This window comes from Curtobacterium sp. VKM Ac-2922, from assembly GCF_022815645.1.
Lineage (GTDB): Bacteria > Actinomycetota > Actinomycetes > Actinomycetales > Microbacteriaceae > Curtobacterium.
This window is the reverse complement of the sequence record NZ_JALGRO010000011.1, coordinates 124,025-150,981: the sequence shown is the minus strand read 5'-3', so window position 1 is coordinate 150,981 and position 26,957 is coordinate 124,025. Positions and strand designations below refer to the sequence as shown.

Annotated in this window: 27 protein-coding genes; 19 read left to right on the top strand and 8 right to left on the bottom strand. The window is 72.3% G+C overall.

Annotated elements, in window-relative coordinates; all coding sequences use genetic code 11:
• The first annotated feature begins 114 nt into the window (after nt 1–114).
• The 6 genes from MT346_RS13940 to MT346_RS13915 are packed head-to-tail and all read left to right on the top strand — an operon-like array spanning nt 115 to nt 7,089.
• Nucleotides 115–1,299, top strand: coding sequence for a hypothetical protein (locus tag MT346_RS13940; protein ID WP_243563682.1), 1,185 nt, complete (start codon nt 115–117; stop codon nt 1,297–1,299).
• Nucleotides 1,296–3,290 carry a GMC family oxidoreductase gene (locus MT346_RS13935; protein WP_243563680.1) on the top strand — a complete coding sequence of 665 codons (1,995 nt, stop codon included), beginning with the start codon at nt 1,296–1,298 and terminating at the stop codon, nt 3,288–3,290. The genes MT346_RS13940 and MT346_RS13935 overlap by 4 nt, the downstream gene beginning before the upstream one ends.
• Nucleotides 3,287–4,951, top strand: a complete 1,665-nt coding sequence (locus MT346_RS13930; RefSeq protein WP_243563679.1) for a GMC oxidoreductase — start codon at nt 3,287–3,289, stop codon at nt 4,949–4,951. Before MT346_RS13935 ends, MT346_RS13930 begins: the two co-directional genes overlap by 4 nt.
• Nucleotides 4,948–5,985 (top strand): alpha/beta hydrolase, encoded by a 1,038-nt coding sequence (locus MT346_RS13925; RefSeq protein WP_243563678.1) that lies wholly within the window; start codon nt 4,948–4,950, stop codon nt 5,983–5,985. Before MT346_RS13930 ends, MT346_RS13925 begins: the two co-directional genes overlap by 4 nt.
• Entirely contained in the window at nt 5,976–6,605 is a 630-nt protein-coding gene (locus MT346_RS13920; RefSeq protein WP_243563677.1) for a hypothetical protein, read from the top strand. The genes MT346_RS13925 and MT346_RS13920 overlap by 10 nt, the downstream gene beginning before the upstream one ends.
• Before the next feature lie 46 nt (nt 6,606–6,651).
• Complete coding sequence (locus tag MT346_RS13915; RefSeq protein ID WP_243563676.1) at nt 6,652–7,089, top strand: hypothetical protein; 438 nt, start codon at nt 6,652–6,654, stop codon at nt 7,087–7,089.
• Here the strand turns inward: MT346_RS13915 and MT346_RS18455 are convergent.
• Genes MT346_RS18455 through MT346_RS13900 form a run of 3 tightly spaced genes read right to left on the bottom strand, consistent with a single transcriptional unit; the run spans nt 7,052 to nt 10,082 of the window.
• A complete protein-coding gene (locus MT346_RS18455; RefSeq protein ID WP_243563675.1) occupies nt 7,052–8,212 on the bottom strand; it encodes a PP2C family protein-serine/threonine phosphatase in 1,161 nt (386 codons plus the stop codon). The genes MT346_RS13915 and MT346_RS18455 overlap by 38 nt on opposite strands.
• Nucleotides 8,209–8,961 (bottom strand): ThuA domain-containing protein, encoded by a 753-nt coding sequence (locus tag MT346_RS13905; RefSeq protein WP_243563674.1) that lies wholly within the window; start codon nt 8,959–8,961, stop codon nt 8,209–8,211. Before MT346_RS13905 ends, MT346_RS18455 begins: the two co-directional genes overlap by 4 nt.
• On the bottom strand, nt 8,958–10,082 hold the full coding sequence (locus tag MT346_RS13900) for a Gfo/Idh/MocA family protein (RefSeq protein ID WP_243563673.1): 1,125 nt from the start codon (nt 10,080–10,082) through the stop codon (nt 8,958–8,960). The genes MT346_RS13905 and MT346_RS13900 overlap by 4 nt, the downstream gene beginning before the upstream one ends.
• Nucleotides 10,083–10,180: 98 nt before the next feature.
• Here MT346_RS13900 and MT346_RS13895 point away from each other — a divergent pair, with 98 nt between their 5' ends.
• Nucleotides 10,181–10,651 carry a DUF3817 domain-containing protein gene (locus MT346_RS13895; RefSeq protein ID WP_243563672.1) on the top strand — a complete coding sequence of 157 codons (471 nt, stop codon included), beginning with the start codon at nt 10,181–10,183 and terminating at the stop codon, nt 10,649–10,651.
• A 234-nt stretch (nt 10,652–10,885) separates the two neighbouring features.
• Here MT346_RS13895 and MT346_RS13890 read toward each other — a convergent pair whose 3' ends face one another.
• Complete coding sequence (locus MT346_RS13890; RefSeq protein WP_243563670.1) at nt 10,886–13,078, bottom strand: NADP-dependent isocitrate dehydrogenase; 2,193 nt, start codon at nt 13,076–13,078, stop codon at nt 10,886–10,888.
• A gap of 170 nt (nt 13,079–13,248) precedes the next feature.
• Here MT346_RS13890 and MT346_RS13885 point away from each other — a divergent pair, with 170 nt between their 5' ends.
• Complete coding sequence (locus MT346_RS13885; protein ID WP_243563669.1) at nt 13,249–13,533, top strand: hypothetical protein; 285 nt, start codon at nt 13,249–13,251, stop codon at nt 13,531–13,533.
• Nucleotides 13,530–15,233, top strand: a complete 1,704-nt coding sequence (locus MT346_RS13880; protein WP_243563668.1) for a sodium:proton antiporter — start codon at nt 13,530–13,532, stop codon at nt 15,231–15,233. Before MT346_RS13885 ends, MT346_RS13880 begins: the two co-directional genes overlap by 4 nt.
• 61 nt (nt 15,234–15,294) lie before the next feature.
• On the opposite strand, the gene MT346_RS13875 is transcribed toward MT346_RS13880, so the two are convergent.
• Nucleotides 15,295–15,789, bottom strand: a complete 495-nt coding sequence (locus tag MT346_RS13875) for a hypothetical protein (RefSeq protein WP_243563667.1) — start codon at nt 15,787–15,789, stop codon at nt 15,295–15,297.
• 82 nt (nt 15,790–15,871) lie between these two features.
• On the opposite strand from MT346_RS13875, the gene MT346_RS13870 reads away from it, so the two are divergent.
• From MT346_RS13870 to MT346_RS13855, 4 genes are all read left to right on the top strand, one after another.
• The gene (locus tag MT346_RS13870) at nt 15,872–16,531 is read left to right on the top strand and encodes a TMEM175 family protein (protein ID WP_243563666.1); all 660 of its coding nucleotides are present in this window, start codon (nt 15,872–15,874) and stop codon (nt 16,529–16,531) included.
• Between the two features lie 53 nt (nt 16,532–16,584).
• A complete protein-coding gene (locus MT346_RS13865) occupies nt 16,585–17,523 on the top strand; it encodes a M23 family metallopeptidase (RefSeq protein ID WP_243563665.1) in 939 nt (312 codons plus the stop codon).
• Between the two features lie 124 nt (nt 17,524–17,647).
• Entirely contained in the window at nt 17,648–18,910 is a 1,263-nt protein-coding gene (locus tag MT346_RS13860) for a hemolysin family protein (protein WP_243563663.1), read from the top strand.
• Between the two features lie 92 nt (nt 18,911–19,002).
• Entirely contained in the window at nt 19,003–19,884 is an 882-nt protein-coding gene (locus tag MT346_RS13855; RefSeq protein WP_243563662.1) for a helix-turn-helix transcriptional regulator, read from the top strand.
• A gap of 17 nt (nt 19,885–19,901) precedes the next feature.
• Here MT346_RS13855 and MT346_RS13850 read toward each other — a convergent pair whose 3' ends face one another.
• Complete coding sequence (locus MT346_RS13850) at nt 19,902–20,153, bottom strand: hypothetical protein (RefSeq protein WP_243563661.1); 252 nt, start codon at nt 20,151–20,153, stop codon at nt 19,902–19,904.
• A gap of 49 nt (nt 20,154–20,202) precedes the next feature.
• On the opposite strand from MT346_RS13850, the gene MT346_RS13845 reads away from it, so the two are divergent.
• Together MT346_RS13845 and MT346_RS13840 are read left to right on the top strand one after the other, a co-directional pair.
• On the top strand, nt 20,203–20,883 hold the full coding sequence (locus MT346_RS13845; RefSeq protein WP_243563660.1) for an SAM-dependent methyltransferase: 681 nt from the start codon (nt 20,203–20,205) through the stop codon (nt 20,881–20,883).
• Nucleotides 20,884–21,045: 162 nt separating this feature from the next.
• Nucleotides 21,046–21,528: an FBP domain-containing protein gene (locus MT346_RS13840; protein WP_243563659.1), complete on the top strand. Its 483-nt coding sequence runs from the start codon at nt 21,046–21,048 to the stop codon at nt 21,526–21,528.
• Between the two features lie 71 nt (nt 21,529–21,599).
• Here MT346_RS13840 and MT346_RS13835 read toward each other — a convergent pair whose 3' ends face one another.
• On the bottom strand, nt 21,600–22,586 hold the full coding sequence (locus tag MT346_RS13835; protein WP_243563658.1) for an aldo/keto reductase: 987 nt from the start codon (nt 22,584–22,586) through the stop codon (nt 21,600–21,602).
• Nucleotides 22,587–22,715: 129 nt separating this feature from the next.
• On the opposite strand from MT346_RS13835, the gene MT346_RS13830 reads away from it, so the two are divergent.
• The gene (locus tag MT346_RS13830) at nt 22,716–23,243 is read left to right on the top strand and encodes an acyl-CoA thioesterase (protein ID WP_243563657.1); all 528 of its coding nucleotides are present in this window, start codon (nt 22,716–22,718) and stop codon (nt 23,241–23,243) included.
• Nucleotides 23,244–23,252: 9 nt separating this feature from the next.
• Entirely contained in the window at nt 23,253–24,806 is a 1,554-nt protein-coding gene (locus MT346_RS13825; protein WP_243563655.1) for an FAD-binding oxidoreductase, read from the top strand.
• Between the two features lie 139 nt (nt 24,807–24,945).
• On the opposite strand, the gene MT346_RS13820 is transcribed toward MT346_RS13825, so the two are convergent.
• Nucleotides 24,946–25,320: a hypothetical protein gene (locus MT346_RS13820; RefSeq protein WP_243563654.1), complete on the bottom strand. Its 375-nt coding sequence runs from the start codon at nt 25,318–25,320 to the stop codon at nt 24,946–24,948.
• A gap of 93 nt (nt 25,321–25,413) precedes the next feature.
• On the opposite strand from MT346_RS13820, the gene MT346_RS13815 reads away from it, so the two are divergent.
• Nucleotides 25,414–25,998: a YdeI family protein gene (locus MT346_RS13815; protein ID WP_243563653.1), complete on the top strand. Its 585-nt coding sequence runs from the start codon at nt 25,414–25,416 to the stop codon at nt 25,996–25,998.
• Between the two features lie 75 nt (nt 25,999–26,073).
• A complete protein-coding gene (locus tag MT346_RS13810; RefSeq protein WP_243563652.1) occupies nt 26,074–26,952 on the top strand; it encodes an aldo/keto reductase in 879 nt (292 codons plus the stop codon).
• The last annotated feature ends 5 nt before the right edge of the window (nt 26,953–26,957 follow it).

Sequence of the window (26,957 nt, the reverse complement as noted above, 5' to 3'; positions counted from 1 at the left end):
TGAGCACTTCTTGCTATTTTCACAGGGTCGGCGGACGTGGATGCCATGGGGGGATCCACGTCCTCACAGGACCCACACCTGAAATACCGTATGCTGCATGTGGACAGGAGCCACATGCAGATCGCCGACATCCTCCCGGACCACGCGCCGGACGCAGCAGCACCGCGACCGCGGACCTCGCCGGACGAGCGCTCCCGCTTCGCCGTCCTCACCATCGGCACCCTCGTGACCGCCGCCGGCGTCGTGCTCGCCGTCGCCGCCCTGCTGCCGTTCCTCGCCGGCTGGGTCCTGCCCGTCGTCCTCACGGCGCTGACCGGCGTGTTCTCCGCCCTCGGCCGACGCGCTGCCGGGGCTGCGGCATCCCCGGCGGCGCGGGCGTGGGCCGCCTGGGCCGGAGTCGCCGGCTCCCTGGCGGTCGGGGGACTGGTCAACCTCGCCGGGGTGGGTGGCGCGCTGGTCGCCGTCGTCCTGGTGGTCATCGCGCTGAACGCGGCGATCGCGCTGTGGTTCCGGTCGCCCGTGCACTTCGCGGTGGTCCAGGTCCTCGCCGTGGCCTGGGGCGCCCTGGCACACGTGTACGGCATCCTGCCCGTCGCGACCCTGGTCGTCGCGTTCGCCGGTCCGTGGTGGACCCGGGTGGTCGGCACCAGCCGGACGGTCGTGGTCGCCACCACGGTGTCGCTGCCGATCGCGGTCGCCCTGCTCGTACACCCGCTCACCCACACCGGCCCGGGGGTCGACGGTGCCGACGTCGCCGTGCTGACCGGTGCGGTCGCGGTCGCGATGACGTGGACGGGCGTCATCGGTCGCGCCCGCCCGGTGTCGACGCTGTGGTCGACCGCACGTGCCACCGCGATCACGGTCCTCGCCGCGCAGGTCGTCGCGGGTGCCGTACCCGCGGTGGCGACGCTGCTCGACCCCGTCGACCCGTGGGCCGCGGTCCTGCTCGCCGTCACCGCCGTGCTGGCCTCGGGCGCGGTCGTCGCCGTCCGCCCGGTGCGCGCGGGCACGGTCACGGTCCTGGTGCTGGCGGCGGTGCAGCTCGCCGAGCTCGTCGCGGCGATCTGGTCCGGCACGGTCGCCGCGACGACGACCGGGCTGGCCGGGCTGCTGGTCGTCGTCGTGGTCGCGCTCGTCCGTTCCGGATCGGCACGGCGCCGGGCCGTGCTGACGGTCGCCGCGCTCCTGCTGCCGGTCGTGTGGGCGTCCCTCGTCGCACTGCCCGTGCCGTGGGCCGCCGGCGTGCTCGTCGTGGTCGGACTCGTCGTGGTCGTCGCGCAGATGCGGCCCGCGCGATGACCCCGTCGACGCCCGGGTCCGGCGCCGGGTCCACACGCCGCGGTTTCCTCGCCGGTGGGCTCGGCGTCGCCGCGGCCGCCACCGCGGCCGGCGCGGGGCTCGCCACCCGCCCCGGCCCGACCCCCGACCCGACCGAGGGACCCCGCCGACCGACCGTCGACACGGATGCCCTGCACCACACGGACGAGTACGACTACGTCGTCGTCGGCGCCGGAGCCGGCGGGGTGCCGCTCGCGGTCCGCCTGGCCGAAGCCGGTCACACCGTGCTGGTCCTCGACGCGGGGCCGGCGACCACGGACCCCGACGTGTACGCGGTCCCGGCGTTCCACCTGTTCGCCTCGAGCGACCCGGAGATGAGCTGGGACTTCTGGGTGCGCCACTACACCGACGCCCACGCGCACGGCACCGCCTTCGTCCCGGAGCGCGACGGCGTGCTCTACCCGCGGGCATCGACACTCGGCGGGTGCACCGCGCACCATGCGCTGCTCATGCTCGCGCCCGAGGCGGACGACTGGGACCGCATCGGGCGGATCACCCGTGACCCGAGCTGGAACGCCGCCGTGATGGCCGAGTACCAGCAGCGCGTGCGCGAGTGGCTGCCGATCGAGACGTCGCCCGCGGCGATCCTGTCCGAGGACCCGACGCTCGCCCGCATCGTCTCCGCGGCGCTCGTCGAGACCGGCCACCTCGCCCCGCCGGCCTCTGACGTCGACGTCGACCGCGGCACCGTCGGCGGCACGCTGCTGGACCCGAACGACGAGCGCGGGATCGAGGCCTACCGCGAGGGCACGTTCCTGGTCCCGCAGTCCACGCGCGACGGCAAGCGCTACGGCACCCGCGAACGCCTGCTCGAAGCCGCGCCCGCGCTCGACGGACGGCTGGCGATCCAGTCCGATGCACTCGTCGAACGCATCGTCTTCGACCGATCCGGCGGCACACCCCGCGCGACCGGGCTCGACGTCGTCGTCGCGCCGTACCAGTACGGGGCGAGTCCGCTCCGGCAGCGCCTGTCCCCGGACGAGCGGCACCGCGCGCGCCGCCGGGTGACCGCGCGGCACGAGGTCATCGTCGCCGCCGGCGCGTTCAACACCCCGCAGCTGCTCATGCTGTCCGGCGTCGGCCCGGCGGAGCACCTGCGCGCGAACGGCGTCCCCGTGGTCGTCGACGCGCCCGGTGTGGGGTCGAACCTGCAGGACCGGTACGAGATGACCGTCGTCACCGAGTACGACCGTCCGTTCTCGGTGCTCGCGGGCAAGACCTACGGCCAACCGGACGACCCGGGCATGCGGCAGTGGCGCGCGGACGACCCGAACGCGCTGTACCGCTCGAACGGCATCCTGGTGGGCATCAAGCGCCGTGTCACGGACGGCAGCGAACACCCCGAGCTGTTCGTGTTCGGCGCCCCGACGGACTTCACCGGCTACCGACCGGGCTTCGCTGCCGACGGCCTGCGCGGCGGCGACCACTTCACCTGGGCGGTCATCCGCGGGTACCAGCAGAGCATGGACGGCACCGTGCGGCTCCGGAGCGCCGACCCGACCGAGCCGCCGGACATCAACTTCCGGTACTTCGACGACGGCGGCGACTCGGCGGGCGTCCGCCAGGACCTGCGGGCCGTCAGACAGGGCCTCGAGGAAGCGCGCCGCATCAACGCCACGGCGCACCGGCTGCGGTTCGGGGACGCCGCGACCGACCGCGAGCGCTACCCCGGCGCAGGGCTGCACGACGACGCACTCGACCGCGTCATCCGCCGGGACGCCTGGGGCCACCACGCCAGCTGCACGGCGCGCATGGGGCACGACGACGACCCGATGGCCGTGCTCGACAGCGACTTCCGGGTCCGCGGCACCGACGGGCTGCGGGTCGTCGACGCCTCGTCGTTCCCGGCCATCCCGGCCCTGTTCCCCCTGATGACCGTCTTCGCGACGTCCGAACGCGCCGCCGACCGCATCCTCGCCGATGCCGCACGACCCCGAGGAGCAGAACGATGACCGATCCACAGCGACTCGCGACCGACGAGCTGCCCGAGTCCTGCGGCATCGCCGTGATCGGGTCGGGCTTCGGCGCGTCCGTCGCCGCCGCACGGCTCGCAGCAGCGGCCGGCAACGACGTCGTCGTGCTCGAGCGCGGCCGCGAGTGGGTCCCGGGCGACTTCCCGACGGACATCACCTCGATGCGGCAGGCCCTGCGTACCCGGTCGAACCCGCTCGGCCTGTTCGACCTGCAGCTCGGCACCGACGTCGACCGCCTCACCGCCAACGGCCTGGGCGGCGGGTCCCTCGTCTACGCGAACGTGCTGCTCGAGGCCCGTCCCGAGGTCTTCGACACGGTGTGGCCCACCTCCATCGACGCCGACGTCCTGCGCCCGTACGCCGACCGGGTGCGCGCCGTCCTGCGGCCCGAGCAGTTCACCGGCCCGAGCGACAAGGCGGCGCCGCTGGACCGGCTCGGTCGGTTGCACGGCCGGACACCACGCCGGCTGCCCCTGGCGGTCAAGATCACCGGTGCACCCGGTCCGAACGCGGCCGGCGTCCACCAGGCACCCTGCACCGCGTGCGGGAACTGCGTCACGGGCTGCAACGTCGGCGCCAAGACCACGATGTGGGCGAGCTACCTGCCGATGGCGAAGCGCGCCGGCGCCCGCCTGGTCACCGCCACCGAGGTGCTGCGCATCGAGCCAGGTCCGCCGGGTGGCCGTCGCTGGACGCTGCACGGCATCCGGCACGGTGTGCGGGGGCGACGACGGACGACACGGCCCTTCACGCTGCACGCCGACGTCGTGGTGCTGGGTGCGGGATCGGTCGGCACCACCACGATCCTGCTGCGGAGTGCCCGCGCCGGCCTGCCCCTGAGCGACCGACTGGGCGAGCGGTTCTCCGGCAACGCGGACTCCCTGTCGGTGTCGTACAACTCGACGAGCCGCCGGACGGGCACGGGTGCCCGCGACCAGTCGGCACCCGAGCTCGCGGTCGGTCCGACGATCACCACGGCACTCGACCTGCGCGACGGCGCGGACGGACACCTGGTGCAGGACGGCGCCCTGCCGTACCCCGTCGCCGAGGCGCTCCGACGCGTGCTCGGGCTGCGGTTCGCGCTGTCCTCGGACGCCAAGGTCTGGTGCGACCTGCGGCCGAACGGCTGCCCGCCGGGGTGCGGTGCCCTCGAGCACTCCCAGGTGTGGCTCGCGATGGGGACCGACTCGTCGGCGGGCCGCATCGGGCTCGACCCACGCGGCGCAGCCCGCATCACCTGGGCCGCGGCGGGGGAGCAGGACGTCTACCGCGACCAGCTCGCCGACCTGCGCGCGCTCTCGGAGGGCTCCGAGGCGCGCTTCGTCGGCAACCCCCGGCGCGCGCTGCTGCGGCGTGGGGTGCCGGCCGCGACCCCCATCACGGTGCACCCGCTCGGCGGCGCGGTGATGGCCGACGACGTCCGCGCCGGGGTGTGCGACGCCGACGGTCGCGTCTTCGACCCCGCCGGCGACGTCCACCAGGGGCTGTACGTCGTCGACGGCGCGCTGTGTCCGACGTCCACGGGCGCGAACCCGTCGCTGACCATCGCCGCGCTGGCGGAGCGGATCAGCGAGCGACTGGTCGAACGCCACCTGGCCCTCGCGACCGCGGGGCACGACCGGGCGACAGGCCAGCGGTGACGGCCCGCAGCACCGCCGGTGTCGCGCTCGTGGTGGCGTCGGCGCTCGCACTCGTCGCCGGCGTCGTGCCCTCGGTGGCGTCGACGCTCCGGACCGACGCGACCCTGCGGGCCGAGGCGACCGCGGGCCCCGAGCCGCGCCCCGTCCGGCTGCATCCGACGGACGGACCGGTGCCGGGCCTCCAGACCGGATCCCTGCACGTGCCGGACCTGGGCGGCGGCGCCCACCGGGTCCGGGTCGGTGTCCTCGAGCCCAGCGGCAAGCCGGTGGCCGACGTGTTGTTCCTGCACGGGCACGCCGACCGACTCGACAACCACGCGGCGCTCTTCACCGACCTGGCCGCGGCCGGGCTGCGCGTGGTGTCGTTCGACCTGCCGTCGCACGGCGAGACGGACGCCGGACCGATCGACCGGTGGTCGGACGACGACCTGGCCGCACTGGCCGCACGGGTCGTGCACGCCACCGAGCAGGACCCGGACCGGCCGTTCGTGCTGGCGGGCTGGTCGTTCGGGGGGCTGCTGGCGACGCGGTTCGCGCAGGACCCCGACGAGCGCGCCGCGTTCGGTCGCCCCGTCCGTGCCCTGGCACTCGAGTCGCCCGCGGTCGCACCGCTGACCTTCCCCGGCGGCGACGGGATCTCGCGCCTGCGCGCCCTGACCCACGACCTGCACGCCCCCGTCGCCGGTCCGCCCGACCCCGCGTCACCGTTCCTGGATCCCGTGTTCGCCGGCCGACTGCTGGCCCAGGCCGGTGTCGCGATCGCCACACCGCTGCCGGCGGGTCTGCCCACGCTCGTCGAACTCGGGGACGACGACCGCTACGTCGACGTGCCGGCGGTGACGCACTGGGCCGACGACGTGGCGCCCCGGGCCGGCGCACCCGTCCGGATCGTGCGGTGCAGTCCGGCCCGACACGGGCTCGACCTGGAGTCGTGGCCCGTCGGCCCGGCAGCACGGACGCAGCTCGTCGACTTTGTCCTCGGCGCGCTCCACCGTCCGACCAACCAGCACCAGGAGCCACACGCATGTCGATGACCCGGTTCCGCGAACGCATGGTCGGCCGTGTCGGCCCGGTCGACCGCCTGCCCTGGACCGTGCAGCCCCGAGGCCTGCGCGCCGGGGACGGGATCGTCCGGACGGCCGCGACGACCGGTGGCGCCCGACCCGCCGTCCTCGACCTGGACGACCTGCACGTCGTCGTCCACGGGCTCGACCCCGTGACGGACGGCTGGTGGGCGACGCTCACCGCCGGGACGGTGCGGGGCATCGCCGCCGTGCCGGTGCCCGTCGACTGCGGGTCGGCGGACATCCTGACCACCGCGGTCGAGGGACGTCGGATGCACTACCGACTGCTCGTCGTGCACGGCTCGCACCGGTACGTCGTCGAGGGGCTGAAGACCGTGCGCGGTGGCATCCGACGGGCCTGGGCGTCGACCACCACGCTGCACACCGTCGTGGTCCGGCTCGACCCGGAGACGACGATGCCGACCGAACCGGAGGCGCGCGCTCGCTGGCTCGACGCCGGGGGAGTCGACGGGCAGGTGGTCTGCGCAGGGGTCCTGCGCGTGCGGGGGATCCTGGCGCAGGGGCTGTCGATGCGCGGCCCGGTGGTGCCGTTCCTGCTCGGGTTCGTCCGGCGCTCGGTGCGTCCCTGACGGCCACTCCGAGCCCCTGTCCGGACTCGTGCCCTACCGTTCCGGCATGGACGGATGGCTGGCCCCGGCACGCTGGGCACGGACGGGGCGGTGGCTCCTGGTGCCGATCGCGGTGCTCGACTGGTTCACGCTCGTGCCGCAAGGGGTCTTCGTCACCGTCTTCGCCGTGGCGGTCGTGGGGCTCGCCGCCGTCGCCGCCGCGCTCGTCGTCCGGATGCTGCGCGGGCGGCGCACCACGATGGCCGCCCTCGGCGCGCTCATGCTGCTCGGTGGACTGGCCTGGTTCGCCGTCGACCCGTTCCCCGGCTCGTTCTCGCTCATCGACGCGTGGTGGCCGGACGTCATCACCCAGCCCCAGCACGTCGGCAGTGCCTACTGGCAGCTCGCCGGACTCGGCATCGAGCTCTGCGGCTTCGGCCTGCTCGGTACCCTGCTGGTCGTCGCGCTCACCCGACCGGTCGGCGGGTCAGCACCACGACGGTGACGTCGTCGTCCGGAGCGGTGGGCAGGAGCGCACGGACCCGGTCGGGCAGGTCGGCGCCCGCGGCGACCGCGAGTGATGCCACGGCGTCGATGTCGGGCAGTCCGTCCAGCGCGAAGGTGCCGCGGGTGACGACCACGAGCCGGTCGCCCGGCTCGAGGGTCAGCGCGACGTGCGTCCGCCCGGTGCCCCGCTGCAGACCGATCGGCAGGTCGGTGGTCCCCAGGACGTCGCGCGTGCCGTCGGCGCGCACGTGCAGCGCCAGCCCGTGGCCGGCATCCACGTAGACCAGCCGGCCGGAGTCGGGCTCGACCCGGGCGTGGAACAGCGACCCGACCGCGTTCGACGCCGTCAGGTCGTCGCCGATCTGGGTCTCGAGCGCCGGACCGTCCGACCCGAGCTCCAGGTCGGTGCGCGCCACGACGGCCGCCCGGATCGTCGACGCCAGCAGCGCAGCGGCACGACCGACGGCCGACACGGAACCGACCGTCAGCCGAAGGGTCCCGTCGGCGGCCGTACGCCAGTCGGCGACGTCGCCCGACGTCTCGCGCGCCGAGGAGACCACCTGCAGGTCGAGGCCGGGGAGCGACACCGGTTCGGGCGTCATGCTGGCCAGGACCCTGCGCACGCGATCCCGGTCGAGCACGTGCCCGAGTTCGCGTTCGGCCCACCGCGCCAGGTCCGCCAGCAGCTCGACGTCCGCGGCCGACAGCTCACGCGGCTCGGCGTCCATGATGCAGAGCGTGCCGACCTGGGTGCCGTCCGCCATCGCCAGCGGTGCTCCGGCGTAGAAGCGGATGCCCTGGTCGCGTACCGCCGCCATGTCCCGGAAGCGCGGGTCGAGCCGCGCGTCCGGCACCACGACCGGGCCGTCCTGCATCACGGTGACCGAGCAGAAGACCTGGTCGGCCGGGACGTCGCCGCCCTGCTCCCAGCCCTGCGCCGACTGCGCGGTCACGACGTCGTGGTGCACGAGGTTGAGGAAGCTCAACGGCACACCGAACGCCTGCTGCGTCATCCGGGTGATCCGGTCGAACCGTTCCTCGGGACCGCTGCCGAGGATGCCGAGGGCCTCGACGGCAGCGCTCCTGCTGGTGGGACTCTGATCCGTGGTGGTGGTGGTCACGCGCCCTGTCTACCCGCACCCGGCGTCAGGAACCAGTCCCGAGGGTGGGGGTCTGCCGTGAGCGTCTGCCGCGGGGTGGTCGGCGCCGCCCAGCCAGCGGCGTTGGCCAGCACCCGCTGGATGTCCGCGTGGTGGTAGACGGGGTACTCCTGGTCGCCGGGCGAGAAGTAGAACACCCGTCCGCGTCCGCGGCGGTAGGCGACGCCCGACCGGAAGACCTCGCCGCCGGCGAACGTCGACAGGAAGACCTCTTCGTCGGGCCGGGGGATGTCGAAGTACTCGCCGTACATCTCCTGACGGTCGATGACGATCGGGTGCGGGACCCCCTGGGCGATCGGGTGCTCGGGCGCGGTCGTCCAGACCAGCTCCCGCTCCCCGTCGTTGCGCCACTTGAGTGAGCACGTGGTGCCCATCAGCCGCTTGAAGGGCTTGGAGTAGTGCCCCGAGTGCAGCACCACGAGTCCCATGCCCGCGTGCACGGCATCGACCACGCGCTGCACGACCTCGTCCGAGACCTGCTCGTGGGCGACGTGCCCCCACCAGAACAGCACGTCCGTCGCGTCGATGCGTTCCTGGGTCAGGCCGTGCTCCGGGTCCTGCAGCGTGGCCGTCGTCACGTCGGCGTCGGGGTGGTGCTGGCGCAGCGCGTCGGCGACCACGGTGTGGATGCCGTTCGGGTAGTGCCCCAGGACGACGGCGTCGCCACGGCTCTCGTGCACGTTCTCGTTCCAGACGACGATGTTGGTCATGCCTGCACCTCCACTTCGTGCCCGGCAGCCGCTGACGCGTAGATCGCGTCGACGACACGGCTCCGGTGCAGTGCGAACTCCCCGTGGTGGCCGTCGTGCAGGCCGCTGCGGATCGTCGCGATGAACTCCTCGATGACACGCTGGTGGTGCCCGGACGGCACCTCGACCGCGGGACGGGTCACCGTCGGGATGCCCTGCTCGTCCGAGTACAGCGTCACGGTGCCCTCGGTCGCGTAGTCGCGCACGTACAACCGCGCGCCGCCGGTCGACCCGAGCAGCTCGACCTCGATGTCCTCGGCGTCCTTCGAGTAGCTCGCCCACGATGCCTGCAGCTGCAGGCTCGACCCGTCCTCGAACCGCAGCAGGGCGTTCGCGAAGTCCTCGACGTCGAACGGGCGGCCGGTCGGAGCCGACACCGGGCCGCGGTTGCTGCCACCGCGGCCGGCGCTGCCGAGCTCGTTGTAGGTGACGGCGCTCGCGGTCACGACGCGCGGCTCGCCCATCAGGTGCAGGGCGATGTCGAGCACGTGCGACCCGAGGTCGATGAGCGGTCCGCCACCGGCCGTCTCCTTGTTGGCGAACCAGCTGGTGATGCCCGGGATCCCGGCGCGACGCAGCCAGCTCGCACGGGCGTGGTAGACGTGGCCGAGCGGGTTCGGGCCGCCGTCGTTCCGCAGGTGGTTCGCCAGGAACTGCACGTCGGCACGGCGGCGGTGGTTGTAGGCGACCTCGAGCACGCGGTCGTTGCGGACGGCGGCGTCGACCATCTCCTGCGCCTGGTCCCCGGTCGTCGCGAGGGGCTTCTCGCAGAACACGTGCTTGCCGGACTCGAGCGCCGCGACCGCGATGGGGTGGTGCAGGGCGTTCGGGACCCCGATCGACACGACGTCCAGGTCGTCGCGCGCGACCAGGTCCTGCCAGTCCGGGTACGTGTCCGGCACGTGCCGTGTCTCGGCGAGCTCGGCCAGCCGTGCCGTCTCCTGCCCCGCCAGTGCCACCACCTCGGCTTCGGGCAGGGCCGTGTAGGCATCGAGGTGCGTGGTCCCGGCGAACCCGAGCCCCACCACCCCGACGCGGAGCGTGCGGGTCGGATCCGTCGTCGTGTTGGTCGTCATCGACATGGCTCCGACGCTACCCGAGGGTGCGGTCGAATCGATACGACCTGCGGCGTGTCACCGGCGCGGAGGATTCCCATCCGCCCTCCGGGACCATGGAGGGCATGACGCCTCGATCCCTGTTCCGCGCCCTCGCCGTGGCCGAACTCGTGACCTGGACGATGCTGCTGGTCGGCATGCTCATGAAGTACGGCTTCGGTCTGGGTGATCTGCCCGTGCGCATCGGCGGGAGCGTGCACGGGTTCGTGTTCCTGGCCTACCTGGTCGTCGCGACGGTGGTGGCGGTGAACCAGCGGTGGTCGTTCGGCGCGACGGCGCTGGGGTGGGTGAGCGCGATCGTGCCGTACACGACGCTGCCGTTCGAGGTCGGCGTCGCCCGCCGCGGCATGCTCGACGGGCCCTGGCGCCGGTCGGCGTCGGCGTCGGCGTCGGACGGGCATCGCTCGGGACCGCTCGATCGCCTGCTGTTCGTCGTGGTCGCGCACCCGTTCGTCGCAGCGCTGATCGGCGTGGTCCTGGTCGCCCTGGTGTTCGCCGTCCTGCTGACGATCGGTCCGCCGGTCCCCTCCCGCTGACCGGTCGCAACACCCCGCTCACCTCTGCCGAGTGGTCACGACCGAGCCCGGTCCCGCCCCGCCGACCGGTCGCAACACCCCGCTCACGTCTGCCGGGTGGTCGGAGACCGTCGCTGTCGCGCCTCGGCACCGACGGCTTCCGACCAGTGAGCGCACGTGAGCGGGGAGTCGTGACCGGTCGAACGGGGACGGGTCCGCGGGCGGCACGGAGGCACGCTGGGGGCGAGCTGCGATTCAGGGCGGCACCGCGGACGGACGCATGATCGCGCTCGTCTTCGCGTCGTCGGGGCGGTAGTAGCCGCCGATGTCGGCCGGGTGCCCCTGCACGGCGACCAACTCGTCGACGATCGTCTGCTCCTTCGCGCCGAGCTCGCCCGCGATGTGCGAGAAGGCGGCCGACAGCTCCGTGTCCTCGGTCTGTGCCGCCAGTTCTTCTGCCCAGTACTTGGCCAGGAAGAAGTGGCTGCCGCGGTTGTCGATCATGCCGATCTTGCGGCCGGGGGACTTGTCGTTCTCCAGGAAGGTGCCGGTGGCGCGGTCGAGGGTCTCGCCCAGGATCCGCGCGCGCGCGTTCCCCGTCACACCGGCCAGGTGCTCGAGCGACACCGCGAGCGCCAGGAACTCGCCCAGGCTGTCCCAGCGCAGGTAGTTCTGCTGCACGAGCTGCTGCACGTGCTTGGGAGCGGACCCGCCGGCACCGGTCTCGAACAGACCACCACCGCCGAGCAGCGGCACGACCGACAGCATCTTGGCCGAGGTGCCGAGTTCCATGATCGGGAACAGGTCGGTCAGGTAGTCGCGCAGGACGTTGCCCGTGACGGAGATGGTGTCCTCACCGCGGCGGATGCGCTCGAGCGACAGGCGCATCGCGTCGACGGGGGAGAGCACCCGGATGTCGAGGCCGTCGGTGTCGTGCTCGCCGAGGTAGCGGTGCACGAGCTCGATGAGCGCGGCGTCGTGCGCGCGGCCTTCGTCGAGCCAGAACACGGCCGGGGTCGCGCTGGCGCGTGCCCGCGTGACGGCGAGCTTGACCCAGTCGCGGATGGCGATGTCCTTGGTCTGGCATGCGCGCCAGATGTCGCCCTGGGCGACGTCGTGCTGGATGACGGTCTCACCGGCGGCGTTCGTGACGCGCACGGTGCCGTCGCCCGGCACCTCGAAGGTCTTGTCGTGCGAGCCGTACTCCTCGGCCTTCTGCGCCATCAGGCCGACGTTCGGCACCGAGCCCATGGTCGACGGGTCGAAGGCACCGTTGGCGCGGCAGTCCTCGATGACGGCCTGGTAGATGCCGGCGTAGCTGGAGTCCGGGATCACCGCGACGGTGTCGTGCTCGTCGCCGTCGGGGCCCCACATGTGGCCCGACGTGCGGATCATCGCCGGCATCGACGCGTCGACGATGACGTCGCTCGGGACGTGCAGGTTCGTGATGCCCTTGTCGGAGTCGACCATCGCGAGCTCCGGTCCGGCGGCGATGCCGTCGGTGAAGGCCTGCTTGATCTCGGCGCCGTTGGGCAGCGCGTCGAGCCCGACCAGGATCGAGTTCAGGCCGTCGTTCGGCGTGAGCCCGGCCGCGGCCAGGTCGGCGCCGTACTCGTCGAACACGTCGGGGAAGAACGCGCGGATGACGTGGCCGAAGATGATCGGGTCGGAGACCTTCATCATCGTGGCCTTGAGGTGGACCGAGAACAGCAGGCCCTCGTCCTGCGCACGCTGGATCTGTGCGCGGAGGAACTGCTCGAGCGGTCCGACGTGCAGGACGGTGCCGTCGATGACCTCGCCGGCGAGCACGGGGATCGACTGCTTCAGGACCTGGGTGCTGCCGTCGGTGCCGACGAACTCGATCGTCAGGGTGTCGTCAGCGGGAGCGACCCAGGTCTTCTCGTTCGAGCGGAAGTCGTCGGCGCCCATCGTCACGACGTTGGTGCGCGAGTCCGGGCTCCACTTGCCCATGCGGTGCGGGTGCTTGCGCGCGTAGTTCTTGACCGAAAGCGGCGCACGACGGTCGGAGTTGCCCTCGCGCAGGACGGGGTTGACCGCGCTGCCCTTGACCTTGTCGTAGCGGGCGCGGGCCTCGCGCTCGTCGTCGGTCGTCGGCTCGTCCGGGTAGTCCGGCAGGTCGTAGCCCTGCGACTGCAGCTCGGCGATCGCGGTCTTGAGCTGGGGGATCGACGCCGAGATGTTCGGCAGCTTGATGATGTTCGCCTCGGGCGTCTTGGCGAGGTCACCCAGTTCGGCCAGTGCGTCGTCGAGGCGCTGCTCGTCGGTGAGCCGCTCGGGGAACAGCGCGATGATCCGGCCGGACAGCGAGATGTCCCGCGTCTCGACGTCGACGCCGGCGGTGCTGGCGAACGCCTGGATGACGGGCAGGAAGGAGTGGGTGGCGAGGAACGGTGCCTCGTCCGTGAGCGTGTAGATGATCTTGGCCATGCTGGCGGGTACTCCCTTGTTCGCGCGACGGTGGCTCCACGCTACTCGTCCCGGGCGATGTCTCGACATCAAGACACCTTGTGGGAGTCAGCTCCCAGCGATCGCCCAGCGGATGCATCGGCGGCGCATGGGCCGCCGTCGTGTGATGGACGGGTCGCGAGGAGCACACCATGACTGCAACACGACGTCGACCCGAGGACTTCGGGTGGACCGCCGAGGACCTCCGTTCCGCCTGGGCCGCCGACGGCAGCGGCCCGTTCCGGTACGCCCCGGACGGCTCCGGCCCCTTCTCGTACGACCCGGACGGCAGCGGGCCGTGGCTGGTCGGGACCCCACGGATGCGGCGGATCGGGTCCGTCGCCGTCCGCGGCGCGCTGGCCGTCGCCGCGGTCGCGGTCGTCGCGGGGAGCGTCGCCCTCATCGACACGCCCATCGGTGCCACGCTGGGGGTGTGACAGAACTCCTGCTCGTCGGGCTGGTCGGCCTGCTCGTGATCGCGGGCGCCGCCGTGCTCGGACCGCGGATCGGCGTCGCCGCGCCGCTCGTGCTCGTCGTCGTGGGCATCGTCGCCAGCCTGGTGCCGTGGATCCCCGACGTCGAGATCGACCCGGAGTGGATCCTGGCAGGGGTGCTCCCGCCGCTGCTGTACGCGTCGGCGGTGTCGATGCCCACCATGAACTTCCGGCGGGAGTTCGGGGCGATCAGCGGTCTGTCGGTCGTGCTGGTCGTGGCGAGCTCGGTCGTGCTCGGCCTGTTCTTCGCGTGGGCGGTCCCGGACCTCGGTCTGGCGTGGGGCATCGCCCTCGGCGCGATCGTCAGCCCCACCGACGCCGTGGCGACCTCGATCGTCAAGCAGACCTCGGTGTCCCGACGGGTGATCGCGATCCTGGACGGCGAGTCCCTGCTCAACGACGCGACCGCACTGGTGCTGCTGCGCACGGCCATCGCCGCCGGGGCCGCGTCCTTCTCGTTCTGGGGTGCGGTCGGCGACTTCGCGTACGCGGTGGCCGTGGCGGTGGCGATCGGTCTGGTCGTCGGGTGGCTGAACCTGCGCGTCCGTGCTGCCGTCTCGAACGCCACGGTCAACACGGCGCTGTCGTTCGCGGTGCCCTTCGCGGCGTCGATCCCCGCCGAGTCCCTGCACGCGTCGGGCCTGGTCGCAGCCGTCGTCGCTGGTCTGGTCACCGGCATCCGCGCACCACGTGTCCTGCCGCCGACCCACCGGCTGTCGGACGCGCAGAACTGGGGGACCGTGGCGTTCGTGCTCGAGGGCGCGGTCTTCCTGGTGATGGGACTGGAGCTCGCATCGATCGTCGCCGACGTCCAGCACGACCACGCCGGCATCGTCCCCGCGTTGCTGATCGCCGCCGGTGCGCTCGTCCTGACCGTCCTCGTGCGCGCCGCCTACGTCGTGCCGCTGCTGTTCGGACTGTCGCGGCGCGCCCGGCGCCAGGCCGGTCTGCAGGACCGGCTCGAGGAGTACCGGGCCGCGGACCCCGACGCCGCGAGCGCCGCGCTGCAGGAGCACCGGTTCGGCCGGCGTGCGCCGAGCGAGCGCGACCTGGAACGTTTCGGCACCCGCGTCCGGCAGACCCTGGCGGACATCCGGTACTTCGCCGCGGCCCCACTGGGGTGGCGCGAGGGCACGGCCGTTGTCTGGGCGGGGATGCGCGGCGCCGTCACGGTCGCCGCCGCACAGACGCTGCCCGACAGCACGCCACAGAAGTCCCTGCTCGTCTTCGTCGCGTTCGCCGTCGCCGGCCTGTCACTCCTGCTGCAGGGCGGCACGATCGGCCCGCTGCTGCGTCGCATCAGCCCACCGACCAGCGACCAGGCGGCGCAGGACACCGAGGAGCGACGCCGGCTGATGGGGGTGATGCGAGCGGCCGCCGAGCAGGTGACCGCGGCGAGCGCCGATGCCGCGACCACGACGCCCCGCACCCGCGAGGAACTCGAGGCGACCGACCCGGCCGAGCTGCGGGCCTGGTTCGGTCGCGAGAAGGTCCGTCGACTGCAGGTGCTCGACGCGCAGCGGTCGGCGCTGCTCGACGCCCGCGACGACGGGTCGTTCGACGCCGAGGTGCTGGAGTCCGTGCTCGGCAACCTCGACGCGGAGCAGATCGCCCTGGAACTACGCGGCGGACCGACCGGCTGACCCGGCAACCGGAGCGCGCTGACCCGGCGACCGGAGCGGTCGGACCGTCTGACCGGCCGAGTCAGTGCCCGATGGTGATCCGGAACACCCGCACGCCGGCGGCCTGCAGCGCGGCGAGCCCCAGACGCAACCGCAGGGTCCGGAACGGACGCCGGAACCCGGACGGTGCGGACGCGGCGCCGATCTGGTGCAGGACCTCGGACGTCAGGGTCCGCTCGAGCTTCGGGACCAGTCGGGTCGCGCCCGAGACCGTGATGACGATGCGGACGGCGTGGGGTGCGAGCAGCGGGTCGATCAGGTCGGCCGCCTCGTGCGCACGGTGGAACGCCGGATCGTCGCCCGGTCGCCGGATCGCGATGACGGCGAGCTCGGCGTTGCCGGTCTCGGACGGGTCGGGCAGGTCGTCGACACCGATCACGCGCATGTGTGCGGCGTCGATGCCGGCACGGACCGCGGCCACACGGAGCACCGGCAGGAGCTCCTGCGTGCCCGCCAGGACGACCTCGGCGTGCTGCAGGTCGATGGGTTCGTGGCGTTCCCGGGGCGTTCGGGCCATGGGGGGTCCTTCCGCTCGCTTGCCCACGACACTACTGATCGGCGGCTGACCGGGCCGGGCCGGCTCGCTCTAGGCTGACGACATGGCGAGGACGTTGCGGACGGACCGGGGACTCGACCGGCTGGTGAACTTCTCGGACGCCACGGTCGCGATCGCGATCACCCTGCTGCTCCTGCCGCTGGTGGACGTCGCGGTGGACATCGACCGGATGTCCCTGGGGGACCTGCTCAACGAGAACGTCGGCCGGCTCATCGCGTTCTTCGTCAGCTTCATCGTGATCTCGCGGCTGTGGATGTCGCACCACGGTCTGTTCGAGGCGACGCGCACGTACTCGACGCGGGTGCTGCAGCTGAACTTCGTGTGGCTGGCCAGCATCGCGTTCCTGCCGTTCTCGTCCAACCTGATCGCGCAGACCGCGCACGACCGTGGCGTGAACGCGCTGTACATCGGCACGATCGCGATGGCGAGCCTGAGCATGACGGCCATGCAGTGGACCATCTGGCGCGATCCGGACCTGGTGCGCTCGGACGGCCGGCCGATGCTGCATCCGGTCGACGGCACCGTGACGTTCATCGCGCTCGTCGTCGCACTCGTCGGGGCCGTCATCGTGCCGTCGACCGGTCCGTTCTGGCTGTTCCTGCTGATCCCCGCGGGATGGGTGTCGTCGGCGCTGGAACGCCGGTTCCACGCGGCTGACGGCTGGCGCGCGACCCCGCCGGAAGCCGATCCGGACGACGCCTGACCCGGACCGGGGGCTGTACAACCGGACAGCTTCGTGCAGAATGGTCTGCGGCCATGACGATTCCCAGCGACGCAGACCAGCAGCACGCCACTCCGACCGTGCACCTGTCGCGTCGTGCTGCCCTGGAGGCCGAGCGCGCAGCAGCCAAGCGGACGAAGCGCGTCGCCACCACGACGGCGACCAAGACGACGGCGACGGCGACGAGGACGGCGAAGCCCACGCCCGCGCGCACCGCTCCGACGACCCGATTCACCCGGACCCCGCGCCGCACGGTGGTCGCCACCACGACCGCCACGACCACCACGGCCCGCCGCCGCCGCACCAGTCGCCTCACGCTGACCAGCGCCGCGGCCGCCGTCGCGATGTTCGCCGCGTCCGCCATGCCCGCCCACGCCAGCGTCGGCACGTCGAGCGCCACGTCGACGCTCGCGCCGATCGTCCGCACGCAGGACTTCGCCGTCACCCAGGCCGTGGCCACCGCGACCACCTCGCGGGACGGCTTCACGATCGGCGGCGGCAACCAGGTCGTCACCACCGACCCGGCCGCCGCGGTGGTCTACGGCGGCCAGGTCCGCTCCCCGTTTCCCGCCCCGGTGCGCATGAGTTCGGGCTTCGGCTACCGCTCGGCACCGTGCGCGGCGTGCTCGTCCCAGCACCAGGGCCTCGACTTCAACCCCGGCATGGGCGCGCCGATCGGTGCCGTCGCAGCCGGCACCGTCCGGGTCTCGGGCACGTACTTCTCGTACGGCAGCGCGGTGATCATCGACCACGTGATCGACGGCCGCAAGGTCTCGACGCTGTACGGGCACATGATCCCCGGGTCCTCGCCCGTCACGGTCGGACAGCAGGTCGAAGCCGGTGAGTTCATCGGCAGCGTCGGCTCGTCCGGGGTGTCCACCGGAGCGCACCTGCACCTCGAGGTCCTGATGGACGGCACGCTGCCGGTCGACCCGCGGGCGTGGATCGAGTCCCACACGGGGCGGGCGCTCTAGCCAGGACCGGGCAGCTGCGACCGGGGCCCAGACCCGGCCGTGACCGCCGGTTCACCAGCGAACACCGGCCGGTTCCCCAGCGATCACCGGCCGGTTCACCAGGAAACCTGTGCAGGATCACAGTGTGGACACCTGGATCGCCTTCGGACTCGTCGTCGTCTTCGTGCTGGTCGGCGGGGTGTTCGCCGCTGCCGAGATCGCCCTGGTGTCCCTGCGGGAGTCGCAGCTGCAGCAGCTCGAGCACCGCGGCAGCCGCGGAGCCCGGGTCGCCGCCCTCGGCCGTGACCCGAACCGCTTCCTGTCCGCCGTCCAGATCGGCGTGACCGTCGCCGGGTTCTTCTCGGCGGCCTACGGCGCGTCCTCGATCGCCCCGGACATCGCACCGCTGTTCACCGGGCTCGGGCTCGAGCAGGGTGCCGCCGAGACGGTCGCCCTGGTCGCCATGACCCTCGTCATCGCCTACCTGTCACTCGTGTTCGGCGAGCTGGTGCCCAAACGCCTGGCCCTGCAGCGCGCCGAGGGGTTCTCGATGGCGGTCGCCCCCACGCTCGACCGGTTCGCGATCCTGATGCGCCCGGCGATCTGGGTGCTGTCGAAGAGCACGGACGCCGTCGTGCGGCTGCTCGGTGGCGACCCGGACGCCCGCAGCGAGTCGATGAGCACCGAAGAGCTCCGTGGGCTGGTGTCGGACCACGACGCGATCGACGAGCAGGGGCGCCGCATCGCCCGCAGCGCCCTCGACGCCCAGGGCCGGATCCTCCGCGAGTCGATGCGCCCCTGGTACGACGTCGCGACCCTCGACGGTGGGCAGCGCATCGACGCCGCCACCGACGTCGCGCTCGACCTGGGCCACACGCGCTACGTGGTCACCGACGGCTCGCGCGACGACGTCACGGGGTTCGTGCACCTGCGGGACCTGCTGCGCCCGGCCGACCCGTCGGCGTCCATCAGCACCATCGCCCGGCCGATCGTCGCGTTCCCCGAGACCAAGTCGCTGTCGAGCACCATCGCCGAGATGCGCACGACCGGGGCGCAGATCGCCCTGGTCGTCGACGAGTACGGCGGCAGCGCGGGCATGGTCACGCTCGAGGCCCTGCTCGAGGACCTGGTCGGTCCGATCCGTGACGAGTACGACGCCCCCGTCCGTGAGACGGGCGACGTCGACGGGGCGACGGTGCTCGAGGACCTGGTCGCCGACGGCGGTCCCGCCCTGCCCGACGGCGACTACGAGACGGTCGGCGGCCTGGTGCAGGTCCACCTGGACCGGGTCCCGCAGGTCGGGGACGTCGTCGAGGTCGGTGACCACCGCCTCGAGGTCACCCGCATGGACGGTCACCGCGTGGCCCGCGTCGCGATCGCGACCGCAGCCGAACGCGTCACCAGCTGACGCACCGGACGGCACGACTCCGGTCACCACGTGCCGGACGGGTCACGCTGGTGCCTGTCGGCGGCCAGGGCGACACACGTACGCTGGTCGGCATGGGCATCGACGTACGCAACGAGATCCGCGACTTCCTGTCATCCAGGCGAGCGCGGATCACCCCCGACCAGGCCGGCATGCCGTCCTTCGGCGGCGGGGTCCGGCGCGTGCCGGGGCTGCGACGACACGAGGTCGCGATGCTCGCCGGCGTCAGCGTCGACTACTACACGCGGCTCGAACGCGGCTCGCTGAAGGGCGTCTCGGACAGCGTGCTCGAGGGCCTGGCCGGAGCGCTCCAGCTCGACGAGGACGAGCGCACCCACCTGTGGGACCTGGCGCGGCTGGCCAACTCGGGCGTGAAGATGATGCACAAGACCATGCCGACCCGGATCCGACCCGGCGTGCAACGCCTGCTCGACGCGATCACGGGCGCGCCGGCGTGGGTGCGGAACGAGCGCGGGGACGTCCTGGCGGCGAACGAGCTCGGCCGTGCGCTCTACGCGCCGATGTTCGCCGGTCCCGGTCGTCCGGTGAACTCCGCGCGCTTCACGTTCCTCGACCCGGCGGCGCGCACGTTCTTCGTCGACTGGGCCCGCACGGCGCAGGACTCGGTGGCGATCCTGCGAGCAGCGGCCGTCACGAACCCGTGCGAGCCCGGGCTCGTGACGCTCGTCGGCGAGCTCTCCACCCGCAGCGAGGAGTTCCGCACCTGGTGGGCCGAGCACGACGTCCGCCTGCACCGCACCGGCAAGAAGCGCATCGACCACCCGGTGGTCGGGGTGCTCGAGCTCGACTACGAGGCCCTCGACCTGGTTGCCGACCCCGGCCTGACGATGTTCACGTACAGCGCCGAGCCGGGTTCGGACTCCGAGCGGTCGATCGCGCTGCTGGGCAGCTGGGCCGCGACCGAGCGTGCCGAGCAGGTCGCTGCCGACGCCTGAACCGACCGCGCGCGGGATCAGACCGGCGTGTTGCCGTCGCCGTGGTCGGTGTCGCCGTCGTGCGTGCCGCCGTCGTGCGTGTCGTCGAAGTCCTGCAGGAACGCCTGTCGCTCGAGCTGCGCGATGCGCAGGACCCGTTCCCGCGCCGACAGCCGCAGGACCCGGATCGCGGCGAACGCCAGGACGATGAGCGCCACCGCCAACACGGCGAGCGCGAGCACGAAGAGTGCGTAGAAGACGACGACGATGCTGAATCCCCCGCTGATCATGCCCCCGACAGTAGCGGTCCGCGCGAGCACGCCACCGTAGGCTGAGCGCGTGAGCACTCCTGCTGACGTCACCCTCCGCCGCCCCGAGCCCGCGTTCGTCCGTGCGGTCTCCAGGGCGATCGGCCAGGTCAGCACCCTGCTGGTCGTGGGTGACCCCGGGTACGCGCCGACCGGACCCGACGCGACGGTCATCGACGGCCCGAGCCAACTGGACGAGTTCGCCGACGACTCGGTCGACGCCGCGCTCGTCGCGTTCGCGCTGGCGGACTGGCCCGACGCCGGATCAGGACTGGCCGAGGTCCGCCGGGTGACGCGCGGACCGGTGGTCGTCCTGACGCGGGATCCCGACCGCATCGCCGCACATTGGCTGGCCGAGTACGCACCCGAGGTGGCCGCTGCCGACGCCGCACGCCACCCCGCGGTCGACGGGCAGTGTGCCGCACTCGGCGACGAGGTCACGACCGAACGGCTGCCGGTGCCGTACACGAGCGTCGCCGGGTTCGCCGAGGCGTACTACGGCCGCCCGGAACGCCTGCTCGACGCGGGGACCAGGGCCGCCGACCCCGCCTGGGGCCTGGTCGACGAGCTCACCGCACGACGCTCGGTCGCCGCACTGCGCAGCGCACTCGAGACCGGCGCCTGGGACGACCGGCACGGCCCGCTGCGGGTGCGGCCGGCGTACGACGGCTCGGTCGTGCTCTTGACAAGCCGTCCTAGGCTGGAGCCGTGAAGCACCGTTCCGAGGAGGTCGTCGGCGTCCACGCCGGCATCAGGGCCTGACGCCCCTGGCTGTGTCGCCCGACACGGCCGGACTCGTCGACCCCTCTTCCGAACGCCCGTCCGGCGCGGCGCCCGTGTGCGCCCCGGACGACACCACAGAACGGCTCACACCATGCTGCCCCTCAGCGAGAAGACCATCCGCGCGTCCTTCGTCAACGCATCGCGCAAGGAGACGAGCGACATCACGATGCCGACCGACCTGGAGACCGTCGTCTGGGACGACCTGGACTTCCTCGGCTGGCGCGACCCGAAGATCGGACGACGCGCCTACGCCGTGGTTCCCACCCTCGAGGGCGACCTGATCGGGATCCTGTTCCGCCAGGCCGAGGCCTCGCCGCGGTCGCGCGCGCAGTGCTCGTGGTGCCAGGACGTCAAGCTGCCGAACGACGTCGTGTTCTACAGCGCCAAGCGCTCGGGGCCGGCCGGCCGGAACGGCAACACGATCGGCACCCTGGTCTGCCAGGACTTCCAGTGCTCGCACAACGTGCGGAAGCTGCCGCCGCCCGCCTACGAGGGCTACGACGTGCACGCCGCGCGGCTGCGGCGCATCGAGGACCTGCAGGTGCGCGCGGCGGGCTTCGCGACCGAGGTCTAGTCACACCGGATGACGGACGGGAGGCCCGGTGCCAGCTGGCACCGGGCCTCCCGTCCTGTGGTCGGTTGCGTCTACCGGCCGATGGTGGACATGTCGGGGTAGCGGTCACCGGTCGGGGCGGGCAGCGCCGACAGGCGCGCGACCTGGTCGGCGGTGAGGGTCAGCTCGGTCGCGCCGACGTTCTCCTCGAGGCGGGTGACGCGCTTGGTGCCGGGGATCGGGACGACGTCGTCACCCTGCGCCAGCAGCCACGCGAGCGCGACCTGGGCCGGGGTGCCGCCCACCTCGTCGGCGACCTGCTTGACCTCGTCGACGATGCGCATGTTGGTCGCGAAGGCCTCCTGCTGGAACCGGGGGTTGTCCAGGCGGAAGTCGCCGGAGTCCAGGTCCGAGGGCTTGGTGATCGCGCCGGTCAGGAACCCGCGGCCCAGCGGCGAGTACGGCACCAGGCCGATGCCGAGTTCGCGCAGGGTGTCGAGCACGTCGCCCTCGGGGTCGCGCGTCCACAGCGAGTACTCGCTCTGCAGCGCGGTGATCGGGTGGACGGCGTGCGCCTTGCGGATCGTCGCGGGGCCGGCCTCGGACAGGCCGATGTGGCGGATCTTGCCCTCTTGCACGAAGCCGGCGAGCTGGCCGATGACGTCCTCGATCGGGACGTTCGGGTCGACGCGGTGCTGGTAGTACAGGTCGATGTGGTCCGTGCCGAGGCGGCGGAGCGATCCCTCGAGGGCCTCGCGCACGGACTCGGGAGCGGAGCTGATGCCGCGCTGCGAGGCCGGCTCGGCCTCACCGGGCTGGTGGGTGATCAGGCCGAACTTCGTCGCGATCACGACGTCGTCGCGGCGGTCGGCGAGCGCCCGCCGCAGGAGTTCCTCGTTCGTGTAGGGGCCGTACGCCTCGGCGGTGTCGAAGAGGGTGACGCCCAGGTCGATCGCACGGTGGATGGTGCGCACCGACTCGTCGTCGTCCGTCCCGGCGCCCGTGTAGAAGGCGCTCATCCCCATCGTCCCGAGTCCGAGGGCACCGACGTCCAGGTCACTGAGCTTGCGTGTCTGCATGACTCCGGTCTACTCCGGGGTGAGCGGTTGGAGGGAGGCACCGGCCGTACCCGTCAGGTTCGGCGTGGTTTGGTGCGGATCCTCCAAGGCTCTGGAGCCGACGGCTGCTGCTCTGGTCTGATCGGGAGCGTGAACCTGTACTTCCGACTGCTGCTCCTGCGCCTGCGGACCCGGCGAGCGCGCCCACTGTCGCTGTGGGGCGAGGCGCGGACGCCGTTCCGGGTGACGCTGACCGACCTGGACCCCCTGCGGCACGTCAACAACGGCAAGTACCTGTCGATGCTCGACCTGGGGCGGATGGACCTGATGCTGCGGTCCGGATTCTGGCAGTCGCTGACGGATCGCGGCTGGTACCCCGTCGTCGGAGCGCAGACCATCACGTACAAGCGGTCGCTGACGCTCGGGCAGCGGTTCGAGCTCGTCACCCGGGTGCTCGGCGTCGACGAACGCGCTGCGTACATGGAGCAGACGTTCCTGCGCCGCGGCGCCGTGGTGGCCCGGGCCGTGGTGCAGGCACGCTTCCTGCGGACGAGCGGTGGGACGGTGCCGGCGGCCGAGCTGCTGGACGCCCTCGGCGGCGCTCCCGACGACCGGGAACTGCCCGCGTGGGTGCACGACTGGGCCGGAGCCGTCCGGATCAGCTCGACCGGGGCGTAGACAGGTTCCGTGAACGAACCATCGAGCAGCACCACCCGCCGCAGCCTGCTGGTCGGTGGTGTCGGCGTCGGGCTGGCGGGGGTGCTCGCCGCGTGCAGCGGACCCGCGCCGGCTCCGACCCGTTCGCCGTCGGCATCGGGGTCACCGTCCGGTGGTCCGTCCGGGTCGGCATCGCCGTCGACCGGCCCCGGACCGACGACCTGGGACGCGCTCGCCACGACGGTCGCCGGCACGCTGCTGCGATCCGGCTCGAAGGACTGGGACAGCGCCCGGGTGCTCGAGAACCCCCGGTACGACGACGCCGACCCGCAGGGCATCCTGCGCGTCGCGAACGTCGACGACGTCATGGCGGGCCTGGCCTTCGCCCGCAACACGAACACCCCCGTGGCCCTGCGCGCCGGCGGGCACTCGTACACGGGGTGGTCGGCCGGCGGAGCGCCGGGGACGGACGTCCCGCGGTCGCTCGTGATCAGCACGTCCGAGCTGAACGGCATCCAGGTGTCGGGGGACTCGGTGACGATCGGCCCGGGCGCACGGTTGGCCGACGTCTACGCCACGCTGGCGAAGGCCGGGCGGGCCATCGGCTCGGGCTCGTGTCCGACGGTCGGGATCGGCGGCCTGACCCTCGGCGGCGGCGTCGGCGTGCTCGTGCGCTCGTTCGGCCTGACCGCGGACCAGCTCACCGGCGTCACGATCGTGACGGCGGACGGCGCCGTGCACCAGGCCTCGTCGACGAGCGACCCCGATCTGTTCTGGGCCAGTCGGGGCGGTGGCGGCGGGACGGTCGGCGTCGTGACGTCGATGACCTTCACGACGCAACCCGCGCCCGACGTCCTGCTCTTCACCATCGTCTTCCCGTGGTCGGCCGCACGGGCGGTCGTACGCGCTTGGCAGGATTGGGCACCGAAGGCGGACCCGAAGCTCTGGTCGACGCTGAAGCTGTTGGCCGGGTCACGGCGCGACACGCCGACCGTCACCATCACCGGCACGTGGACCGGCGAGAAGTCAGGGGCTGACACCTCCGTCGACGGTTTCATCGCGGCGGTCGGCGTGACGCCGACGACCCACACGGCGACGGAACTGACCTACGGCCAGGCGATGGCGCAGCTGGCAGGGAAGCCGCAGCGGGTGTCCGAGGCAGCGACCTCGTCGATCGGCACCGCGGCGCTGACCGACGCGCAGATCGACCAGCTCGTGCAGCACGCAGCGGCGGCCGGCGACGTCTCCGGCATTCGGGAGGGCGGCGTCGCACTCGACGCGCTGGGTGGCGTGGTGGCGGACGTGGGGCGGACCGACACCCCGTTCCCGTGGCGTTCGGCGCTGTGCACGGTGCAGTACACGGCGGTGTTCGCCGACGGCAGCGACACGGGGCCCTTCGACGCGTACGTCCGGGGCTTCCGGTCGGCGATGCAGCCCGCGTGGGGCGACGCCGCGTACGCGAACTACTGCGACGCGGCGATCACCGACCCGACGGCGTACTTCGACGTCAACACCTCGCGCCTGCACCGCATCGCCGAACAGGCCGACCCGCACGGTGTGTTCGCCCAGCCGCACTGGGTCTGAGGCCGGCGGCCCGGGCGGCCGGCGCCGTTCGCGGCCGGGGCGGCCGGGCGGCGGGCCTCCGGCGCGCTTCGCACAACGGAGAGCACGGAGCACCACGGCGATCCGTGGTGCTCCGTGCTCCGTGTCCTGCGGGCGTCGATCAGCCGCGGCGGAAGTACCCGTTCGACGACGGCAGGAACATCAGCACCGTCGCGATGACGACCGCGATCAGGCCGATCGTGCCCAGGACGCTGAACGCACTGACGACACCGAGCACCTGCAGGATCGCCAGGACCAGCAGCACGATGCGGGCCCAGTTCCGACCGTCGCGCATGCGGAAGACGATGAACAGCTCGACGATGGCGATGATGATCGCGATGACCGCACCCGCGACGAGTGCGCCACCCATGCCGTTGGTCTGGTCACCGAGCGAGAAGAACCCGACGATGCCGCTGATGATCCCGACCAGGACCGTGATCAGCCAGAGGACGTACGAGACGGTGACCGTGGTCGGACGACCGGAAGATGCGCTCATGATGTGTGTTCCCTTCGTGGCCCCTGTGGACCGGATGTACACGACCGTAGTCGTGCCACACCATGCGTGTCCGTGCCGCCCTACGATGTGCGCATGGTGGCAGCGGAGCTGGTCGTCGACGATGCGGTCGCGTGGCGCGACTGGCTGCTCGCGCACGACACCGAACCCGACGGCGTGTGGCTCGTGCTCGCGAAGAAGGGCACCACCGAGCCGACGACGCTGACCTACGCCCAGGCGCTCGACGAAGCCCTGTGCTCCGGCTGGATCGACGGGCAGAAGCGCTCCCGCGACGCACAGACCTTCCTGCAGATGTTCACCCCGCGGCGCAAGGCCTCGCTGTGGTCCGAGCGGAACATCGGCCTGGTCGCACGACTGGTCACCGAGGGCCGGATGCGTGACCGGGGACAGGCCGAGATCGACCGCGCCAAGGCCGACGGACGCTGGGACCGGGCCTATGCCGGAGCCGCGACGGCCACCGTGCCCGACGACCTGCAGGCGGCGCTCGATGCCGACCCGTCAGCGACAGCGCTCTTCGTCGAGCTCGACCGGACGAACCGGTACGCCGTGCTGCACCGGGTGACGACGGCGCCCAGCCCGACGGCACGGGCGAACCGCATCGCGAAGCTGGTCGGCATGCTCGGTCGCGGCGAGACCCCGTACCCGCGCCCGACACGCTGACCAGCACCCACACGCACGACACCGGGGGACGCCGAGCGCAGGCGGCGTCAGCCCGGTCGGCGTAGACCGGACGTCATGACGAACTCCGACACCACGACCCGTCCCGCAGACGCCTCCGGCACGTTCCGGATCGGCGGCGACCTCGAGGTGAACCGCCTCGGCTACGGCACCATGCAGCTCACCGGCCCCGGGGTGTGGGGACCGCCGAAGGACCACGACGAAGCCGTCCGCGTGCTCAAGCGTGCCGTCGAGCTGGGCGTCAACTTCTTCGACACCGCCGACAGCTACGGCCCGTACGTCGCCGAGGAACTGCTGCACGAGGCCCTGCACCCGTACGGCGACGACGTCGTCATCGCCACGAAGGCCGGACTGACCCGCACGGGCCCGAACAAGTGGCCGCCGGTCGGCCGCCCCGAGTACCTGCGTCAGGAGGCCGAGATGAGCCTGCGCCGTCTGGGACTCGAGCGCATCGACCTGTTCCAGCTGCACCGCATCGACCCCAAGGTCCCGATGGAGGACCAGGTCGGCGAGCTGAAGAAGCTGCAGGACGAGGGCAAGATCCGGCACATCGGTCTGTCCGAGGTGTCCGTCGACGAGGTCAAGGCCGCGCAGCAGATCGCCACGATCGTCTCCGTGCAGAACCTGTACAACCTGCAGAAGCGCGACGCCGAAGAGCTCCTCGACTGGTCGACCGAGCAGGGCATCGGCTTCATCCCGTGGTTCCCGCTCGCCACGGGCGGTCTGACGGGCGACCGTTCGCCGCTGACCGACCTGGCCCAGCGCAAGGGTGCGACCCCGGCACAGCTCGCGCTGGCGTGGCTGCTCAAGCGCTCGCCGGTCATGCTCCCGATCCCGGGCACGTCGAGCGTCGACCACCTCGAGGACAACCTGGCCGGTGCGACGATCGAGCTGACGGACGACGAGTTCGAGGAGCTCTCCGGCCTGCGCCGCTGACACCC

Excerpts from the sequence above, each read along its gene's own strand:
- MT346_RS13850 (WP_243563661.1), bottom strand. The coding sequence starts at position 20,153 with ATGATCAGCGGGGGATTCAGCATCGTCGTCGTCTTCTACGCACTCTTC.
- MT346_RS13820 (WP_243563654.1), bottom strand. The coding sequence starts at position 25,320 with ATGAGCGCATCTTCCGGTCGTCCGACCACGGTCACCGTCTCGTACGTC.
- MT346_RS13835 (WP_243563658.1), bottom strand. The coding sequence starts at position 22,586 with ATGCAGACACGCAAGCTCAGTGACCTGGACGTCGGTGCCCTCGGACTC.
- MT346_RS13895 (WP_243563672.1), top strand. The coding sequence starts at position 10,181 with ATGACGCCTCGATCCCTGTTCCGCGCCCTCGCCGTGGCCGAACTCGTG.
- MT346_RS13870 (WP_243563666.1), top strand. The coding sequence starts at position 15,872 with ATGGCGAGGACGTTGCGGACGGACCGGGGACTCGACCGGCTGGTGAAC.
- MT346_RS13855 (WP_243563662.1), top strand. The coding sequence starts at position 19,003 with ATGGGCATCGACGTACGCAACGAGATCCGCGACTTCCTGTCATCCAGG.
- MT346_RS13915 (WP_243563676.1), top strand. The coding sequence starts at position 6,652 with ATGGACGGATGGCTGGCCCCGGCACGCTGGGCACGGACGGGGCGGTGG.
- MT346_RS13935 (WP_243563680.1), top strand. The coding sequence starts at position 1,296 with ATGACCCCGTCGACGCCCGGGTCCGGCGCCGGGTCCACACGCCGCGGT.
- MT346_RS13875 (WP_243563667.1), bottom strand. The coding sequence starts at position 15,789 with ATGGCCCGAACGCCCCGGGAACGCCACGAACCCATCGACCTGCAGCAC.
- MT346_RS13905 (WP_243563674.1), bottom strand. The coding sequence starts at position 8,961 with ATGACCAACATCGTCGTCTGGAACGAGAACGTGCACGAGAGCCGTGGC.
- MT346_RS13810 (WP_243563652.1), top strand. The coding sequence starts at position 26,074 with ATGACGAACTCCGACACCACGACCCGTCCCGCAGACGCCTCCGGCACG.
- MT346_RS13815 (WP_243563653.1), top strand. The coding sequence starts at position 25,414 with ATGGTGGCAGCGGAGCTGGTCGTCGACGATGCGGTCGCGTGGCGCGAC.
- MT346_RS13890 (WP_243563670.1), bottom strand. The coding sequence starts at position 13,078 with ATGGCCAAGATCATCTACACGCTCACGGACGAGGCACCGTTCCTCGCC.
- MT346_RS13865 (WP_243563665.1), top strand. The coding sequence starts at position 16,585 with ATGACGATTCCCAGCGACGCAGACCAGCAGCACGCCACTCCGACCGTG.
- MT346_RS13930 (WP_243563679.1), top strand. The coding sequence starts at position 3,287 with ATGACCGATCCACAGCGACTCGCGACCGACGAGCTGCCCGAGTCCTGC.
- MT346_RS13885 (WP_243563669.1), top strand. The coding sequence starts at position 13,249 with ATGACTGCAACACGACGTCGACCCGAGGACTTCGGGTGGACCGCCGAG.
- MT346_RS13920 (WP_243563677.1), top strand. The coding sequence starts at position 5,976 with ATGTCGATGACCCGGTTCCGCGAACGCATGGTCGGCCGTGTCGGCCCG.
- MT346_RS13940 (WP_243563682.1), top strand. The coding sequence starts at position 115 with ATGCAGATCGCCGACATCCTCCCGGACCACGCGCCGGACGCAGCAGCA.
- MT346_RS13900 (WP_243563673.1), bottom strand. The coding sequence starts at position 10,082 with ATGTCGATGACGACCAACACGACGACGGATCCGACCCGCACGCTCCGC.
- MT346_RS13840 (WP_243563659.1), top strand. The coding sequence starts at position 21,046 with ATGCTGCCCCTCAGCGAGAAGACCATCCGCGCGTCCTTCGTCAACGCA.